Origin of the sequence: Ferrigenium straubiae, from assembly GCF_051257895.1 — a bacterium.
GTDB lineage: Bacteria > Pseudomonadota > Gammaproteobacteria > Burkholderiales > Gallionellaceae > Gallionella > Gallionella straubiae.
Window position 1 is genome coordinate 2,465,797 of record NZ_CP194331.1, and the last position, 16,204, is coordinate 2,482,000.

At 61.7% G+C, this 16,204-nt stretch carries 16 protein-coding genes and 1 tRNA gene; 8 read left to right on the plus strand and 9 right to left on the minus strand.

From position 1 onward, the window contains the following. The 8 genes from ACRRNM_RS11955 to ACRRNM_RS11990 all read left to right on the plus strand — a co-directional run bounded on the left by ACRRNM_RS11955 (position 1) and on the right by ACRRNM_RS11990 (position 7,652). Positions 1-1,188: a patatin-like phospholipase family protein gene (locus ACRRNM_RS11955; protein WP_435628422.1), complete on the plus strand. Its 1,188-nt coding sequence runs from the start codon at positions 1-3 to the stop codon at positions 1,186-1,188. Further along, positions 1,185-2,171: a biotin--[acetyl-CoA-carboxylase] ligase gene (locus tag ACRRNM_RS11960; RefSeq protein ID WP_435628423.1), complete on the plus strand. Its 987-nt coding sequence runs from the start codon at positions 1,185-1,187 to the stop codon at positions 2,169-2,171. The genes ACRRNM_RS11955 and ACRRNM_RS11960 overlap by 4 nt, the downstream gene beginning before the upstream one ends. Then, positions 2,168-2,884 (plus strand): type III pantothenate kinase, encoded by a 717-nt coding sequence (locus ACRRNM_RS11965; protein WP_435628424.1) that lies wholly within the window; start codon positions 2,168-2,170, stop codon positions 2,882-2,884. Before ACRRNM_RS11960 ends, ACRRNM_RS11965 begins: the two co-directional genes overlap by 4 nt. Further along, positions 2,884-3,606 carry an SPOR domain-containing protein gene (locus tag ACRRNM_RS11970; protein ID WP_435628691.1) on the plus strand — a complete coding sequence of 241 codons (723 nt, stop codon included), beginning with the start codon at positions 2,884-2,886 and terminating at the stop codon, positions 3,604-3,606. The genes ACRRNM_RS11965 and ACRRNM_RS11970 overlap by 1 nt, the downstream gene beginning before the upstream one ends. A gap of 39 nt (positions 3,607-3,645) precedes the next feature. Beyond that, positions 3,646-3,722: transfer RNA gene (locus ACRRNM_RS11975), tRNA-Met, on the plus strand. Between the two features lie 142 nt (positions 3,723-3,864). Further along, entirely contained in the window at positions 3,865-5,535 is a 1,671-nt protein-coding gene (locus tag ACRRNM_RS11980) for a glutamine--tRNA ligase/YqeY domain fusion protein (protein WP_435628425.1), read from the plus strand. A 132-nt stretch (positions 5,536-5,667) separates the two neighbouring features. Next, positions 5,668-7,122, plus strand: a complete 1,455-nt coding sequence (gene cysS / locus ACRRNM_RS11985; RefSeq protein ID WP_435628426.1) for a cysteine--tRNA ligase — start codon at positions 5,668-5,670, stop codon at positions 7,120-7,122. A gap of 80 nt (positions 7,123-7,202) precedes the next feature. Continuing rightward, complete coding sequence (locus ACRRNM_RS11990) at positions 7,203-7,652, plus strand: REP-associated tyrosine transposase (RefSeq protein ID WP_435628427.1); 450 nt, start codon at positions 7,203-7,205, stop codon at positions 7,650-7,652. 118 nt (positions 7,653-7,770) lie between these two features. Here ACRRNM_RS11990 and ACRRNM_RS11995 read toward each other — a convergent pair whose 3' ends face one another. Genes ACRRNM_RS11995 through ACRRNM_RS12035 form a run of 9 tightly spaced genes read right to left on the minus strand, consistent with a single transcriptional unit; the run spans position 7,771 to position 16,201 of the window. Continuing rightward, positions 7,771-8,448 carry a type II secretion system protein gene (locus ACRRNM_RS11995; protein ID WP_435628428.1) on the minus strand — a complete coding sequence of 226 codons (678 nt, stop codon included), beginning with the start codon at positions 8,446-8,448 and terminating at the stop codon, positions 7,771-7,773. Then, positions 8,445-9,740, minus strand: a complete 1,296-nt coding sequence (locus ACRRNM_RS12000; RefSeq protein ID WP_435628429.1) for a hypothetical protein — start codon at positions 9,738-9,740, stop codon at positions 8,445-8,447. The genes ACRRNM_RS11995 and ACRRNM_RS12000 overlap by 4 nt, the downstream gene beginning before the upstream one ends. Before the next feature lie 6 nt (positions 9,741-9,746). Beyond that, complete coding sequence (locus tag ACRRNM_RS12005; protein WP_435628430.1) at positions 9,747-10,103, minus strand: hypothetical protein; 357 nt, start codon at positions 10,101-10,103, stop codon at positions 9,747-9,749. Continuing rightward, the gene (locus ACRRNM_RS12010) at positions 10,100-10,714 is read right to left on the minus strand and encodes a hypothetical protein (protein WP_435628431.1); all 615 of its coding nucleotides are present in this window, start codon (positions 10,712-10,714) and stop codon (positions 10,100-10,102) included. Before ACRRNM_RS12010 ends, ACRRNM_RS12005 begins: the two co-directional genes overlap by 4 nt. Beyond that, positions 10,711-12,198 (minus strand): hypothetical protein, encoded by a 1,488-nt coding sequence (locus ACRRNM_RS12015; RefSeq protein WP_435628432.1) that lies wholly within the window; start codon positions 12,196-12,198, stop codon positions 10,711-10,713. The genes ACRRNM_RS12010 and ACRRNM_RS12015 overlap by 4 nt, the downstream gene beginning before the upstream one ends. Continuing rightward, positions 12,198-13,400, minus strand: a complete 1,203-nt coding sequence (locus ACRRNM_RS12020) for a type II secretion system F family protein (protein WP_435628433.1) — start codon at positions 13,398-13,400, stop codon at positions 12,198-12,200. The genes ACRRNM_RS12015 and ACRRNM_RS12020 overlap by 1 nt, the downstream gene beginning before the upstream one ends. Before the next feature lies 1 nt (position 13,401). Next, positions 13,402-15,102, minus strand: coding sequence for a GspE/PulE family protein (locus tag ACRRNM_RS12025; protein ID WP_435628434.1), 1,701 nt, complete (start codon positions 15,100-15,102; stop codon positions 13,402-13,404). Positions 15,103-15,125: 23 nt separating this feature from the next. Further along, positions 15,126-15,713 carry a tetratricopeptide repeat protein gene (locus tag ACRRNM_RS12030; RefSeq protein ID WP_435628692.1) on the minus strand — a complete coding sequence of 196 codons (588 nt, stop codon included), beginning with the start codon at positions 15,711-15,713 and terminating at the stop codon, positions 15,126-15,128. Continuing rightward, complete coding sequence (locus ACRRNM_RS12035) at positions 15,608-16,201, minus strand: hypothetical protein (protein WP_435628435.1); 594 nt, start codon at positions 16,199-16,201, stop codon at positions 15,608-15,610. The genes ACRRNM_RS12030 and ACRRNM_RS12035 overlap by 106 nt, the downstream gene beginning before the upstream one ends. Between the last annotated feature and the right edge of the window lie 3 nt (positions 16,202-16,204).

A 16,204-nucleotide genomic window follows, 5' to 3' on the forward strand; every position in this document is an offset into this window, starting at 1 on the left:
ATGGAAAAGCGCGTAGGGTTAATCCTTACCGGCGGCGGCGCGCGCGCCGCCTATCAGGTCGGCGTGCTCAAGGCGATAGCCGAATTCCTGCCGCGCCGTGCGCACAATCCTTTTCCGGTAATCTGCGGCACGTCGGCCGGGGCGCTCAATGCCGCTGCGCTTGCGATCAATGCGCGAAGCTTCCGCAAGGGCGTGCGCTACCTCGATAATATCTGGAAGAATTTTCACGCCAGCCAGGTGTATCGCACCGATGCGCTCGGCGTGTTCAACAACTCGGCGCGGTGGCTTGCCGGGTTGATCCTGCACGGCATGGGCATCAACCGGCCCAAGCAAATATCCCTGCTGGACAATTCACCATTGGTCGAATTTCTCGATGAGGTGCTCCCCTGCGAGAAAATCCAGGACAGTATCGACAGCGGGTTGGTGTACGCGCTGAGCATCACCGCCTCCGGCTATGGGTCGGGGCAGTCGGTCACGTTCTATCAGGGGGTGGACGAGATCGTTCCGTGGAACCGTACGCGCCGCATCGGCATCCCGACGCGGATCGAGAACAGGCACTTGCTGGCCTCGTCGGCGCTGCCCTTCATCTTCCCGGCGACCCTGATCAATCGCGAATACTTCGGCGACGGCTCGATGCGCCAGATTGCGCCGATCAGTTCCGCGCTGCATCTGGGCGCAACGCGCATCCTGGTGATCGGCGTCACCACGAACGGCGCTGCCAGCCCGGTCTCGCGTGCCGATATGAGCGACTACCCGACACTGGCGCAGATTGCCGGGCACGCGCTGAACAGCATTTTCCTCGACAGTATGGAGGTCGATCTGGAGCGGGTGCAGCGCATCAACGAACTGGAGGCCATGCTGCCGGAAGCGGTGCGTGTGCAAGCCGGCATGAAGCATGTCGAGGTGCTGGTCATCTCGCCCAGCCAGCCGATCGAAAAAATCGCCGAGCGCTATGCCGCGGAATTGCCCTGGACGATACGCCTGTTGCTGCGCTTGGTCGGGGCGGTGAAACAGGGAGGGTCGATCCTGGTCAGTTATCTCCTGTCGGAGAAGAAGTATTGCAGCGCGCTGATCGAACTCGGTTATCAGGACGCATTGAAACGGCGCGAAGAAATCCTGCGTTTCCTCGAAATACCGGCACAAAGGGATGCCGATCGGCCGCACCAAAATGGTGGGATGCCGCAATGACGAAAGATCTCATTCAGGCGCGCACCTGGCAGTTGCTGGATATCCTCGCGGATGGCGAATTCCATTCCGGCGAAATACTGGCGGAACGCCTCGGCGTGTCGCGCGCCAGCGTGTTCAACGCGCTGGCCGGCGTTGCGGAATATGGCGTGGCGCTGCAGCGGATACGCGGCCGCGGCTATCGCCTGGCGCGCCCGTGGCAGCGGCTGGAACGCGAAGAAGTGTTGCGCTGGCTGGGCGGGGAAGCCGCCCAGTTCGATATCGAAATCCTGCCGCAGACCGCTTCCAGCAACACCCTTCTGCTGCAGCGCGCCGGGCTGGATGTGCCAAGCGGCAGCGTGCTGGCGGTGGAGCTGCAGACCGCCGGGCGCGGGCGGCTCGGAAGGACCTGGCACGCCGGGCTGGGCAGCACGCTGACGTTCTCGCTGCTGTGGCGCTTCGATTGCGGGCTGAATGCGCTGTCCGGCCTGAGCCTCGCGGTGGGCGTGGCAGTTGCGCGCGCACTGAACGGCTTGGGCGCGCAGGGAGTGGGGCTGAAATGGCCGAACGATATCCTGGCCGAACAGGGCAAGCTGGGCGGCGTGCTTATCGAGGCTCAGGGCGATATGCTCGGCCCGAGCGCGGTAGTGATCGGCATCGGCCTGAATTGCTCCCTGCCGGAAAATCTCATGGATCAGATTGACCAGCCCGCCGCCGCGCTGGATGAAATATGCCGCGGCCTGCCCGACCGCAACCGGCTGCTGGCCGCCGTGCTGCAGGAGCTGGCCGGCGCGCTGCGGCAATTCGCGCGGGACGGCTTTGCCGCGTTCGGCGATGAATGGGAGCGCTACCATATCCACCAAGACCAGCCGATCCAGCTGCGCATGGCAGACGGTTCGGCCGTGACCGGCATTGCGCGCGGGGTCAGCGGGAGCGGCGAGCTCTGCCTCGAAACCGCAGAGGGAATGCGCCAATTCAATTCCGGCGAGGCGGGAAGAATGCGATGAGACTGCTGATCGACGTGGGCAACACGCGCATCAAGTGGGCCGTGGCTGAGGGGCAGGCCTGGCTGTCCAGCGGCGTCCTGCCCGTCGAGCAGGCGGCCGGACTGCCGCACCAGTTCGCCGGACTGCAGGGCATACGCCAAGTCTGGGTGAGCAATGTCGCCGGGGATGAGGTCGCGCAGCATATCCGCGCTGCCTGCGCGCCCGCCCAGCCCCGTTTCATCGCCGCACAGGAGGCGCAGTGCGGCGTGCGCAACGGTTATTCCAGCCCCGCGCAGCTGGGCAGCGACCGCTGGGCGGCGTTGATCGCGGCCTGGCATCTGGTCAACGGGGCTTGCCTCGTGGTGAACAGCGGCACGGCAACCACGGTCGATGCCCTGTCGGCCCAAGGGGAATTTATCGGCGGGCTGATCCTGCCCGGTGTGGAGTTGATGCAGCGCAGCCTGTGCGGCGCAACCGCGCAGTTGCAGGCGGCGCAAGGGGAGTATGCTCCATTCCCGCTGAATACCGCCGATGCGCTCTACAGCGGCGCACTGCAGGCCAGTTGCGGTGCGATCGAGCGGCAACATGCGCTGCTCGGCGGCAACGCTGTGCCGGTCGTGCTGAGCGGCGGGGCGGCCTTGGTGCTGCGGGATCGGCTTAACGCGCCGCTGCGCATCGTGGATAATCTGGTTCTTCAGGGTCTATTGTTGATCGCACAGGAAGCGAACGCGTGATGAAAGCATTGGTCTGGATTTTATTGCTGGTAAATGTGCTCTTCTTCGCGGCGATGAAGTGGGGCGGGCGGCTGACCGCCGACGAGCAGGCGGTGCAGGCGCAGCCCCCGCTGCATGAGGAGAAGATCAGTCTCGTGAGTGCGCCGCAGGGCAAGCCGGCCGCTGCATTGCCCGTCTCCGCCCCGGTTGCCGCACCTGTCCAGGCACCTGCTCCGGCGCCGGTGGAGGCGCCTGCGCCGCTCGCGGCCAGGCCGGCTGCCGCCTGCATGGAATGGGGCGAGTTTTCGGGTGCCGACCTGGCGCGCGCGACATCCGCCCTCACGGCAATGCAACTGGGCGCTAAACTGAGCCACCGCGAGGTCGAATACGCCATCGGCTACTGGGTGTATATCCCGCCGCAGAAGGACAAGGCCTCGGTGAACCGGAAAATCGCCCAACTCAAGGCGCGTGGCGTCGAGGAGTATTTCGTCGTGCCGGAAGCGCCCTGGATAAACGCCATCTCGCTGGGCGTGTTCAGGACGCGGGAGGCGGCGCAGCATTTTCTCGACGAGTTGCAGCGCACCAAGGGGGTGCGCAGCGCACAGATTGGCGAGCGCGCCAGCAAACTCAAGGCGACCGTCTTCGTGCTGAACGGGTTGGAGGCCGCAACCGCGACCAAGCTGGCCGAAATGCAGAAGGATTTTGCCGGAAGCGAGCTTAAGGATGTTGCCTGCGCGCATTGACAAGGCAGGACGAAATCCGGAGAATGCCGCGCTCTTCGCGGTGATATAGCTCAGTTGGTTAGAGCACAGCACTCATAATGCTGGGGTCGGTGGTTCAAGTCCACCTATCACCACCAGATTAACTGCCCAAGGCAACATATGAAACCCGCATGCATGGCGGGTTTTTTGTTGCCTGATTCACCTGCTGCCTTCCGCTTCGCGCGCGGGTTTTCGGGTAAAATTCGCAGGATAATCTACCGAAACCGAGAAGAGTCCAGCATGAGCAGCACGCCACCTGCCGCCGCATCAAATTTCATCCGCAGCATCATTGAAGCCGATCTGGCGAGCGGCAAGCACCAGAGCATCGTCACGCGCTTTCCGCCCGAGCCGAACGGCTACCTGCACGTCGGGCACGCCAAGTCGATCTGCCTGAACTTCGGGCTGGCGCAGGATTACCACGGCAAATGCAACCTGCGCTTCGACGACACCAACCCGGAGAAGGAGAGTGAGGAATACGCGCTCTCCATCCAGGAGGACGTGCGCTGGCTGGGCTTCCAGTGGGATGGCGAGGTGCACTGGGCGTCGGACTATTTCGAGCGGCTCTACGAGTTCGCCGTCGAGCTCATCAACAAGGGGCTGGCCTATGTGGACGACCTCACGCCGGAGCAGATGCGCGAGTATCGCGGCACGCTGACCCAGCCCGGCAGGAACAGCCCCAGCCGCGAACGTTCCGTTGAGGAAAACCTCGACCTCTTCGCGCGCATGAAGGCCGGTGAATTCGCCGACGGCAGCATGGTGCTGCGCGCGAAGATCGACATGGCCTCGCCCAACATGAACCTGCGCGATCCCGCCATCTACCGCATCCGCCGCGCGCACCACATCCGCACCGGCGACAAGTGGTGCATCTACCCGATGTACGACTACACACACTGCATCTCCGACGCGCTGGAAGGCATCACCCACTCGATCTGCACGCTGGAGTTCGAGGACCACCGCCCTCTGTACGACTGGGTGCTGGACAACATCACCATTCCCTGCCACCCGCGCCAGTACGAGTTCTCGCGCCTCGAATTGCACTACACCATCACCAGCAAGCGCAAACTGCTGCAACTGGTGAACGAGAAGCATGTGGGCGGCTGGGACGACCCGCGCATGCCCACGATTTCGGGCATGAGAAGGCGCGGCTACACGCCGGAAGGCATCCGCGAATTCGCCAGGCGCATCGGCGTGTCCAAGAGCGAGAACATCGTCGATATGGCGATCATGGAAGGCGCGATTCGCGAAGACCTCGAGGCGCGCGCGCCGCGCGTGATGGCGATCATCAACCCGCTGAAGGTGACGATCACCAATGCCGAAGGCGCGCAGGTGCGCGAGGCGGGGTTCCATCCGAATCATCCCGAGTTCGGCAGCCGCGTCGTGCCGTTCTCCAACGAGCTGCTCATCGAGGCCGACGACTTCGCCGAATCGCCTCCGCCGGGTTGGCAACGGCTCACTCTGGGCGGCGAGGTCCGGCTGCGCTACAGCTACGTGATGCGCTGCGACGAGGCGGTGAAGGATGCGTCAGGCAAGGTCATCGAGTTGCGCTGCAGCATCGACCACAACACGCTGGGCAAGAACCCCGAAGGGCGCAAGGTCAAGGGCGTGATCCATTTCCTGTCGCGCGAGCACGCGCTGCCCGCCGAGATTCGCCTCTACGACCGGCTGTTCACCGTGCCGGAGCCGGACGCGGACCGGGAGGTGGATTTCTGCACGTACCTGAATCCGGGTTCGCTGACCGTGGTGCAGGGCTGGGTGGAAAGCTGCGTGAACGATGCCGCGCCCGAGACGCGCTACCAGTTCGAGCGCCTCGGCTACTTCGTGACCGACCGCCGCGACCATCAACCGGGCAAGAAGCTGGTGTTCAACCGCACCGTGACGCTCAAGGACTCCTGGGCTAAGGAACAGAATTGATTGTCATTCCGGCGCAGGCCGGAATCCAGCGGTTTTATTCATAATGCAGTTGTTGTCTCCGCGTTGCGGAGGATTTATTGATTGACTGGATTCCGGCCTGCGCCGGAATGACGGCTCAGATAAGAACTGAAAATGCTGAAAATCTACAACACCCTCGCCCGCGACAAGCAGGACCTCAAGCCCATCGAGCCTAACAAGGTGCGCATGTACGTGTGCGGCATGACGGTGTACGACTACTGCCACCTCGGGCATGCGCGCGTGATGGTGGTGTTCGACATGGTGTACCGCTGGCTCAAGGCATCCGGCTATGACGTCACCTACGTGCGCAACATCACCGACATCGACGACAAGATCATCCGGCGCGCGGCGGAGAATGGGGAATCCATCCACGACCTGACCGCACGCTTCATCGACGCGATGCACGAAGACGCCGATGCGCTCGGCGTGCTGCGCCCGGACCACGAGCCGCGCGCGACCCAATACGTGCCACAGATGCAGGCGATGATCGCGCAACTGGAAAAGAACGGCCTCGCCTACAAGGCGGCGGATGGCGACGTGAATTATGCAGTGAGGAAGTTCGTCGGCTACGGCAAGCTCTCCGGCAAGTCGCTGGAGGATTTGCGCGCCGGCGAGCGCGTCGAGGTGGCCGACGGCAAGAACGATCCGCTCGATTTCGTACTGTGGAAGAGCGCGAAGGAGAGCGAGGCGGACGAGGTGAAGTGGGATTCGCCTTGGGGCAAGGGTCGCCCCGGCTGGCACATCGAGTGTTCGGCAATGGGTTCGGAAATCCTGGGCAAACACTTCGACATCCACGGTGGCGGCGCGGATTTGCAGTTCCCGCACCACGAGAACGAGATCGCGCAGAGCGAAGGCGCGCACCACTGCCAGTATGTGAACTACTGGATGCACAACGGCTTCGTGCGCGTGGACAACGAGAAGATGTCGAAGAGCCTCGGCAACTTCTTCACCATCCGCGAAGTGCTCAAACAATACGATGCCGAGGTGGTGCGCTTCTTCATCCTGCGCGCGCACTACCGCAGCCCGCTGAACTATTCCGACGCGCACCTCGACGATGCGAAGGGGGCGCTCACCCGGCTCTATACTGCGCTCAAATCGTTAGCCGTTCGCCCTGAGCCTGATGTAACTACTAGCCATTCGGCTAGGCTGGCAGCAAACGCCAGCCAAGTCGCTGGTTATGTCGAAGGGGAACGGGTTGACTGGAATACGCCCTACGCTGCTCGCTTCAAGGCCGCGATGGATGACGACTTCAACACGCCCGAGGCGGTGGCCGTGCTGTTCGACCTCGCCAACGAGGTGAACCGCACGCAGTCCGTGGAAGCGGCCGCGCAACTCAGGGCGCTGGGCGGCGTGCTCGGCCTCTTGCAGCGCGACCCGCAGCAATTCCTGCAAGGCAGTGCGGGCGAGGGCGGGCTGGATGACGCTGCGATCGATGCACAGATCGAGGCGCGCATCGCCGCAAAGAAGGCGAAAAACTTCGCCGAGGCCGATCGCATCCGCAAGGAGCTGCTCGATGCGGGCATCGTGCTGGAGGACAGCGCAGCAGGTACGACCTGGCGGCGCGCTTAGCTGTCGCCCGGTAAACCGGGCTCCTACATGTAGGAGCGCAGCTTGCTGCGCGATTGGCACATCATGAAGGAAAATGCGTTATGGATAATGCGGCGAAACCGCATGGAAAAGACCTCCGCAAAGGCCGCATTTCCTTGCCGGAACATGCCTATCTGGTGACGGCCGTTACCGCATCGCGCAAGGCGCTCTTTGCTTCTTTTTACACTGCACGAATCGCGGTGCGGTGTTTCCATGACCGGGATATCGTGCGTCAGGCGCGAACCCTGGCTTTTGTCGTCATGCCGGATCACATCCATTGGCTGCTGCAACTCGAAAACGACGGCAACTTGTCCGGTGCGGTCCGCCTGTACAAGGCCAAAGTGACGTCTGGTCTCGGGCAGAAAGTCTGGCAGCGCGGGTTTCACGACCATGCATTGCGCAGCGATGAGGATGTGCGCGGTGTTGCGCGTTACATCATAGCCAATTCCTTGCGTTCCGGCTTGGCCGGAAGTGTTGCCGAATACCCGCATTGGGATGCGGTCTGGTTGTAGGAGCGCAGCTTGCTGCGCGATTGGCACTTGAGGAAGCGATAAACCGGCATCGCCCGATGAATCGGGCTCCTACACGTAGGAGCGATTTATTGTGAAAAAAAAGGTTGGTGAAGCGGTTTTATGGGAGTTTCCCGGCCGTCACCATGCGGTTGAACAGTTGCGGGCGCGAAATCCAGATAACCATGTCATCGAAGGTTGAGCTGGGAACATCGCTTTGATAGATGCCGTCATAGATTGCATTTTGACCGTCGGCGGTCAGGTTGGCGCCCGTTGAAAACACGATTGCGACGGGACGCTCCGTCGTGGTAGTCAGGGTGTTGCCGCTGCTGTTCTGGATAACCAGCGAATCGGTAGAAGAGAAGGGAGTCGTCAGGCTGAAGGCGGTGGTGAAATTACGGTCCACCCTGTAGCGCCAGTAACCTGTCCAGGGATCGCCCATGCCGCTGCGTTTGCTGCCCCATGCATCGTTCTCCGGCACCCCTAGGGTTTTCCATGGTAAATAACCATCCGCGCTGCCGGTTGGGCAGCTGGCGTCCTCCACGCCATAGCGGGCATCGCCCGGATCGGTGGCGGTAGCGGGGCAAGGCAGGCGGCCATTGATGATGGCAAAGCCGATGAGGGCTTCCTTGATTTCATCCATTTGCTTCCTGGTCTCGTTTCTGCGCTGCTGTTCGATCTGGCTCGATATCGTTGGCAGCAATCCGGCCAGCAGCAAACCCACGATAGCCAGCACGATGGCCATCTCGACCAGCGAGAATCCGGTTTGTGTCCGGTTGAAATTTGTATTATTCATCATTGGAATACTACCGTGTCATTGAAGGTGGCCGAAACCGGGCTTTGCTCAAACGGTGTCGCGCCATTGGCATTTCTACCCTCCAAATAGTTGGATGAAATTCCCTTGTCCCAATTGGTGCTGCGGCTCTGTCCTGACAGCTTTTTGCCTGCAACAATCACGACGAATTTCTTGTCCGCCGTTGCAGAAGGCGGGTTGACGCTGAGGCAGGTCGGGCAGGCCGGATTCCACCACCAATACCATTCTGGTTTGTAGGCATCGGCCAGCCCGTAAAACACCATTTCTTTCCAGTTCAGCCACCAACCAGAGTTGGAGTTGATGTTGCAGTTGCCTGTCCAGCTATCATCCATGTGGTAGTTGCTATCATATTTTGTGCTATCGAAAGGCGTGTCCGGGATGCGCCCAAACATCCGATTGCTGCGGTCGTTGTAGCTGACGGGATTGGTCGAGTCGAGTCTTGCCGCCCAAGGATAACGGCCGTTGTTTTGGGAGTTGCTGGCGTATTCATTAAGGCATTGCCTTACCTCGGCAGCCACGCGCTTCTGGGCGGCCTGCATGATGTTGTCCTGCGTGATGACCAGCAGTTGGTCGTTGACGATGAGGTTGTCATTGCCATCCCTGATGCGGCCCTGTATGAAACCGTTGGTTGTATTGTCGGTGAAGCTGGCATTGTCTATGCCATTGGCGATATCCAGGTAGTTGCGGGCGGTGTTGATGCCTGCGCTGCCGCGGTCTTGCTGGATGCCGTCTTGCCGCTGCAAGATATCGCCGGGCGCGATGACGACGGCTGCCACGCCATTACCCTGGGCGGCATCGTAAATTACGTTGCCATCGGGGCTGCGAACCGTGATGGTGCCGGGGCTATCGCTGTTCAAGGTGCCGCTACGCGTGCTGTTCTTGAAGTTGGTAGAGACTGCATACCACAGCCGTTCCCCATTGCCGTCGCGCAAATCGGGCAAGCCCAGCGTTTTCCATGGCAAGCGGCCGATTCGCTGGGATTGCAGGTTGCAGGTCGTATAGGTGGTATCCCCTGGAATGCCGTCATTGTCTGTGTCGGGGCAGGGAAGATCGCCTGGCCGCTTGCCGGAGCTAAGGTTCACCGAGACAGAAAATCCAATTAGGGCCTCCTTGGCCTGCGCCAAGGCATCGGCAGTAACTCTGTTGCGCTCGATTTGCAATGCAGTGCTGCTCATTGATCTGGCCAGTATGGCAACAACCCCCATCACCATAATCACCAGCATTACGATCAGCACGGCGCCGCACTGTTTTGCTCCGGCAGGGCGGTGCTGGCGCATGGGGCCTTATTTCTCCGCGGACGCCGGGGCGACAAGCACCCTTTGCCCGACCTTTGCCTTGACTGGTTCCGATTGTCCCGGAACGGCGACGGGCACGCTTTCCGGCGAGCGCTCGTCGCTCTTGCCGGCCGGCTGCGGCACGCCGTTGATCCAGACGGTGCGTTCGCCGCCGCGCTTCTGTACGACACCGTTGATGGTCAGCGTGCGGGCGCTGCCCGGCTGGGCTTCATCCTGCGGTTGGTTGTATTCGAGTTGCGCGCGCTGTTCCGGGGTGAAAAACAGCCTCCCCAGCCCTTCCGCGTTGGCCGCTGTGGCCGCCGCAAGCGCCAGGAAAATCAGGCCTGTTCCGAGTGCTGGCTTCATTTGGGAGCGTTCCGGTTTTTCAGCGTAATCCAGCCGCCGCTGCAGTCGGCTTTGAGCGGGGTTGCAGTGGTTTGTCCACTCTCGCTGTCGGCGCCGATGCGTTGCAGCGTGCAGCCATCCAGTTGATATTTGCCCTTGATGCCGGTGCGCAGCGCATCGAAGAAACTCAGGAGCTGCCCCTCATGGAGCAGGTCGAACTGGAGTTTCATTTCGCTGTAGCCGATGTCGAAGTTGCCACTGTCGACCGGCGGCTGGGGGGCATGGATTTTTTGCGGGGCGATGCTGTAGCGGAAATCCGCCACCAGGTTTTTCTGGCGGATTTTTTCCAGGCCTTCTATCCAGTCGAGGCGCTGGTCGTCGCCGATGATTTTCTGCTCGATAAGCGCGCCATATTCGGTGGGGTAAATCGCCATGTTCTCCTGGTCTTGATGGGCGGTCGCCAGACGGTTGCGCGCGTCGTTGAGCATGTTTTGCGCGTTACGCCGGTCGTTTCGCGCGCTTTCCGCATATTCGGTGCTGCTGTACAGGATAATCGTGCTGACGAGGGCTGCGGCGCAAACTGTCAGGATGCTCCGGCGCATCAGCGGAAAGTCCGACGTGGAGAATTTCATGCTGTCGGCCTCCGGGAGATTTTCAGGGAGAAATTGAGCGCATTTGCCGATGTTTCGCGCTGGTCGGCAATGCTGCCGCCCGGGCTGACATCAAGCGGTCTGGCCAGCATCGTCACCTGGTATCCCTGCGCGGCCAGGTCGCGCTGGAAGTGTTCCAGGTAATTCAGCGCGGCGCGGTAGTCGGCTGCGAAACCGGTCAGGTGCCCCTTGAGGGTGATGACCTGGGCGGGAACATCGGCGAGTGTATTGGGGGCAACCGGCTCGGCCGCATCCATTCGCCAGGAAAGTTCGTCGAGTTGAACCTGCGGGTGGCGGTCAAGTGCCGCGCTGACCGGGAGCAAAATATGGTCTGGCGTGGAATCATACCGATTGAGCACGCGCATGATGGATACCCCGGCCTTCATGTCGGCCGCGGGGGCGTAGGTGCTCGGGAAGGTGTGGGTAATATTCTGCGCTACTTCCAGCGTGCGTTGCGCCGCGGTTCTGAGCGATGCGGCTTCCACGGCATCGCGGCGGCTTTGCCACAAATTTGCCGTTCCCCAGAGCAGCATGCCGAACAGCAGCGTGGCGCTGGCCAGGTTGAGCACGTGCCTTAATTGCCACAACGTGAAGTAGTGGGTATGGGTCGCGTTCGCATAATGGGCCTGCGGTGGCTGTACCGCGAGCTGGTGCAGGAATACCTGGGTGGCGTCCGAGTCGTCGAAGCGGTAGTCGATTCTGTGCTGGCTGGCGATGTCCGCGAGGTCGGCGAAGTCATAGTGCATGTCCGCGCTTCTCGGTAATTCCAGTTGCAGTTCGAGCAGGTCACGGCCATGACCCAGCAGGCGTACATCGAGCGTCTGCCCGGGCGGGAGCAGGCTCAGGCTCTTCAGATACTGGTAGGTGCGGGTAAGTTCTTCGACCACGGCATTCTGGAAGGTCATGCCGGAGCGCAGGGGGGTCAGCCGGGATATTTGCAGGCGGTGATTGATGAAATAGGTCTGGCGCAAGCCGGCGGATTTTTCCCAGGAAATCAGCAACAGGTGGTTCGATGGGTGATCCTTGACCAGCGGTGAACTGATCTGCGGCACGGAATAGATTCCGGCGAGCGGGATCTGCTGCGCCAGCATGATGTCCAGCCAGGGCTTGATGAGCGCCGGGTTGGTCAGCGCCGAGAACAGCATGTCGTCGTCACGCCGCCCGGTCTTTTGCCGCTGCAGCAGGGTGGCCTCGCGGAACGGAGTGCTGCGATAGAACTGTTCGAATTTGCGCTCCAGCAGCGCGCTGCGGCTGCGCCCGATCATGTGCGGGACGGTTTCCTGGCGAAAATCCTCTTCGATCAGATCGACCAGCAGATAGGTCGGGTGCTTTGCCTCCTGCAGGAAGGCGGCGAAGTTCGCCTGACCTTCCGGCGAGGCCGTGAATTCGTGCTGGGCGGAGATATTTCCGTGCGCCATGACCTGCGCATGGAGGTGGTTGGCGCTCAGGAATAGCAGCAGCTGCATCAGAATTGCACCTTGCTGATGATGTCGTAGATCGGCGCCAGCACCGACAGCATGACCCAGCCGAGCAATGCGCCGAGGATGATGGTCATGGTCGGTTCGATCAGGGACTGGATTTTATTGATGGAGTCCTTCACGTCGCGGTCGTAGAAATAGCTGACATTGAGCAATGCCTTATCCAGCGAGCCGGTCGATTCACCCACTTTGAGCATGCGTATTATCAGCGGCGGGAAGATATCGGTTTGCTGGAAGCTTTGGGTGAGGTTCTTGCCGGATTCGATTTCGCGGACGATATCGTCCAGGCTTTTTACGATCACGCGGTTGTTGACCACATCGCGAGAATTGACGATGCAGTTGAGGATGCTGATGCCGGAGCTGTACATCATCGCAAAGGTGTTGGCAAAGCGAGCCAGGATGATCTTGCGCAGGATCGGGCCGATCACCCAGAGGTTGAGCTTCAGGTTGTCGAGCCGGAACTGCATCTCCGGACTGGAGGCGACGATCAGCCTGGCTGCGACTGGCAGGATCACGGGCAGGGCGGCAAGCGCATACCAGTAATTCACGAAGAATGCCGATGTGGCCAGCAGCATGCGTGTCTGGATCGGGATTTCCTGCCCTGTGCTCTTGATGAAGCCGACCAGTTGCGGCACCAGGTAGATCATCAGGAAAAAGGTGATCGCCACCACGACCGTGCCGACGAAGGCCGGGTAGAGCATGATGGTCTTGGTATGCGACGCCATTTCGTCCTGCCACTTCAGCGATTCGGTGATGTGCAGGAACACTTCCGGCAGGCGCCCGCTTTCCTCGCCGGCATGGACGAGGCTGATGTATATCCTGTCGAACGCATCGGGATGCTGTTCCATGGCCTGGGAAAGTTTTTTGCCGCCTTCGATGGTCTCGACGAGGTTGGCGATGATTTCCCGGAAGTGCATGTCGGTCATGGTGTCGCGCAGATCGGCAAGGCTTTCCAGCAAGGGTACGCCGGCGTGGGTGAGCTGTTCGAGGTTGAAGAAGAAGGTGATGAGCTCGGGGCGTTTGACCCTGATGCGCCTCATGCCGGTTTTGCCGCGGTCTTCCCTGGCATCGATCAGGTCGAGGCCACCGCGCTTCAGGCGCAACTCCAGATCCACGACATTGGCCGCATCCTGGATGCCTTTGGTGGTTTTGCCGCGCTCGTTGATGGCGCGGTAGGAATAGAGCGCCATGTCAACTCAACCGGTCGGTCAGATCCACCACGCGGCTGACTTCGGCCAGCGAGGTAACGCCCTGCATGATGCGCCGGATGCCGTCGATAGCCAGTGGCTGGAATCCCTTGGCAAGCAAGGCTTCCTTGATCTTGCTGGTGCTGGCGCGGGAAGCGACCAGGTCGTCCAGGTCGTGATCCATCTTCAGCAGCTCCATGATGGCCATGCGCCCGTGATAGCCCTGGTGATTGCAGGCTTCGCAACCGGCGGCGCGGTACAGGGCGATGTCCTGGTCGGCAGCGATGCCCAGCAGCTTGCGCTCCAGCGCATCCGGCTGGTAAGGGTATTTGCATTCCCTGCACAGCACGCGCACCAGGCGTTGCGCCACGATGCCGATGATGTTGCCGGCCATGATGTCTGGCAGGATGCCGATATCGAGGAGGCGCGGGATCGCGCCTATGGCCGAATTGGTGTGTAGCGTCGAATAGACCTGATGGCCGGTCATCGCGGCGCGGAACGCCATTTCGGCGGTCGGATGGTCGCGGATCTCGCCGACCAGGATGACGTCCGGATCCTGGCGCATCATCGAGCGGATGCCGTTGGCGAAATCCAGCTTGACGGACTCGTTGATCGAGGTCTGGCGGATCATGGCGATCGGGTATTCCACCGGATCTTCCAGGGTCATGATGTTGATCGATTCGGTGTTGATGTGGTTCAGCACCGAGTACAGCGTGGTGGTCTTGCCGCTGCCGGTCGGGCCGGTGACCAGCACGATGCCTTCCGGCTTGGCGATGATCATCTTGAGCAGGTTGAGGGCGGCATCATCGAGGCCGATCTGGTCGAGCGGCACGATGCCTTTCTGCCGGTCGAGAATGCGCAGCACCATGTTCTCGCCGTACGTGGTGGGGTGCGAGGCTACACGGAAGTCGATCTGGCGGCCGGACAGGCGTAGCGAGATGCGCCCGTCCTGCGGCGCGCGCGTCTCGGCGATGTTCATGTTGCTCATCACCTTGAGGCGCACCACCATCGCGGGCCAATAGCTCTTGTGCAGGCTGCGCACTTGGCGCAGCACGCCGTCAATGCGGTAGCGGATGCGCAGGAAACTGCTTTCCGGCTCGAAGTGGATGTCGGAAACGCTGTGTTGCACCGCCTCGGTGAGCAGCGCGTCGATCAGGCGCACCACCGGCTGGCTGAATTCGTTTACGCCGGGCTGCAGCGCCTGGTATTCCATCTCGCCCGGCTCGATCTCGTGCAGGATGCCGTCGATGGAAAGCTCGAAGCCGTAGTACTGGTCGATCGCGCGCAGGATGTCGGATTCGCTCGCGAGCTGGGTGATCAGCCGGTACTCGTCCTTGAGCAGCGCGCGCACCTGGTCGAGCGCGATGATGTTGTCCGGGTCGGCGACCGCCAGGGTCAGGGTGCGGCCGGTCTTGTCCACCGACAGCGGCACCAGCTGGTAGCGCCGCGCGACGTCTTTGGGGATGAACGCCAGCGCGGCGGGATCGATGATGACGGCAGTGAGGTCGACGCTTTCCTGCCCGAGGTTTTCCGATAGCACATCGCGGATGGTGGCTTCGGAGAGGAACCCCAGGCGCACCAGCAGGCGGCCGAGCGGCTCATGCGATTTGCTCTGTTCTTGCAGGGCGATGCGCAACTGGTCGTCGCTGATCACGCCCTTCTCGACGAGGATGCGCCCCAGTGGCTGCTGGAGTTGGTTTTCCATTTTCTGGATTTTCGGCATGGCGGTTAACGCGCCAATTCCTGTGCGCGTTGCGAAATCCGGGAGTGGTCGAAACCGGCGCTGTGCGACGGGTCGAGCTGCATGGCGCGCTGGTAATGCTGCGCAGCCGGTTTTTTCTGTCCGAGATGGTCGAGGCTAACCGCGAGATTGAAGGCGTATTCGGCATTGCCGGGTTCCAGCGTATAGGCGTTGAAATAGGCCTGCTGCGCCTCGCCCCAGCGCGATTGCCCGGCATAGAGGTTGCCCAGCGCAAAATGCAGCACGGCCGAGTTGCCTTGCTCGCGGAGCAGGATTTTCAGGCGGCTCTCGCTGTAATCGTCGTCGGTGCTCAGCGCGGACATTCCGGCATTTGCCGCCGCATTGCGCGGGTCCAGCACCAGCACCCGGCCGAAATATTGCGCCGCCTCTCTGGTTTCCCCGCGCTGCTGGGCGATGGCCGCCAGCCCGAGCAGCACATCGGGATTGCGCGCATCCCTTTCGAGCCTGCTCAGGTACAGCCGCCGGGCTTCGTCCAGCCTGCCATTGCCATAGGCGAGATAGGCGTCGCTGAGCAGTGCATCGACCGGCTCGATTTTCTTCGGCTCGATGCGGATGGGCTCCTGGCGCGCCGGGGCGCGGATGCGCGATTGCGGCTCGGCGGCGGGAGCGCCCTTTGCCGGTGGAGTGGCAGCGAGCCGTTCTGCTCCGGGGGGGGGGCTGCGGGAGTCGGCCCGTTGCCTGCCGCAGTCGGCTCATGCGGGATTGCGGGCTCCGTTGCGGCGGTGGGCGGCGTTTGGTGGGCCGGTGGGGCGGGCGGCGCGCTGATGGGGCGGGGAGGTGTCGTGTGGCTCGTGGAATCCAGATACCAGAGATAAATCATGCCGCCGACAAGCAGCAGGATCGTGCCGCCCAGGGCGTAGAGCAGATTGCGGTTGGGCAGCGCACCGCCGGGGATCGGGAACAGGGACTTTGCGGTGAACAGCTTCTGTCTGGTACTGCGCGTCTGGTCTGCGGCCTGCGGGGTGGCCGTTTCCGTGCCTGTGCCGGTTCCCGGCTGCGTGGCTTGCAGCGACTTTTTGCGGGCATCCAGGAGCAGGCTCATAGG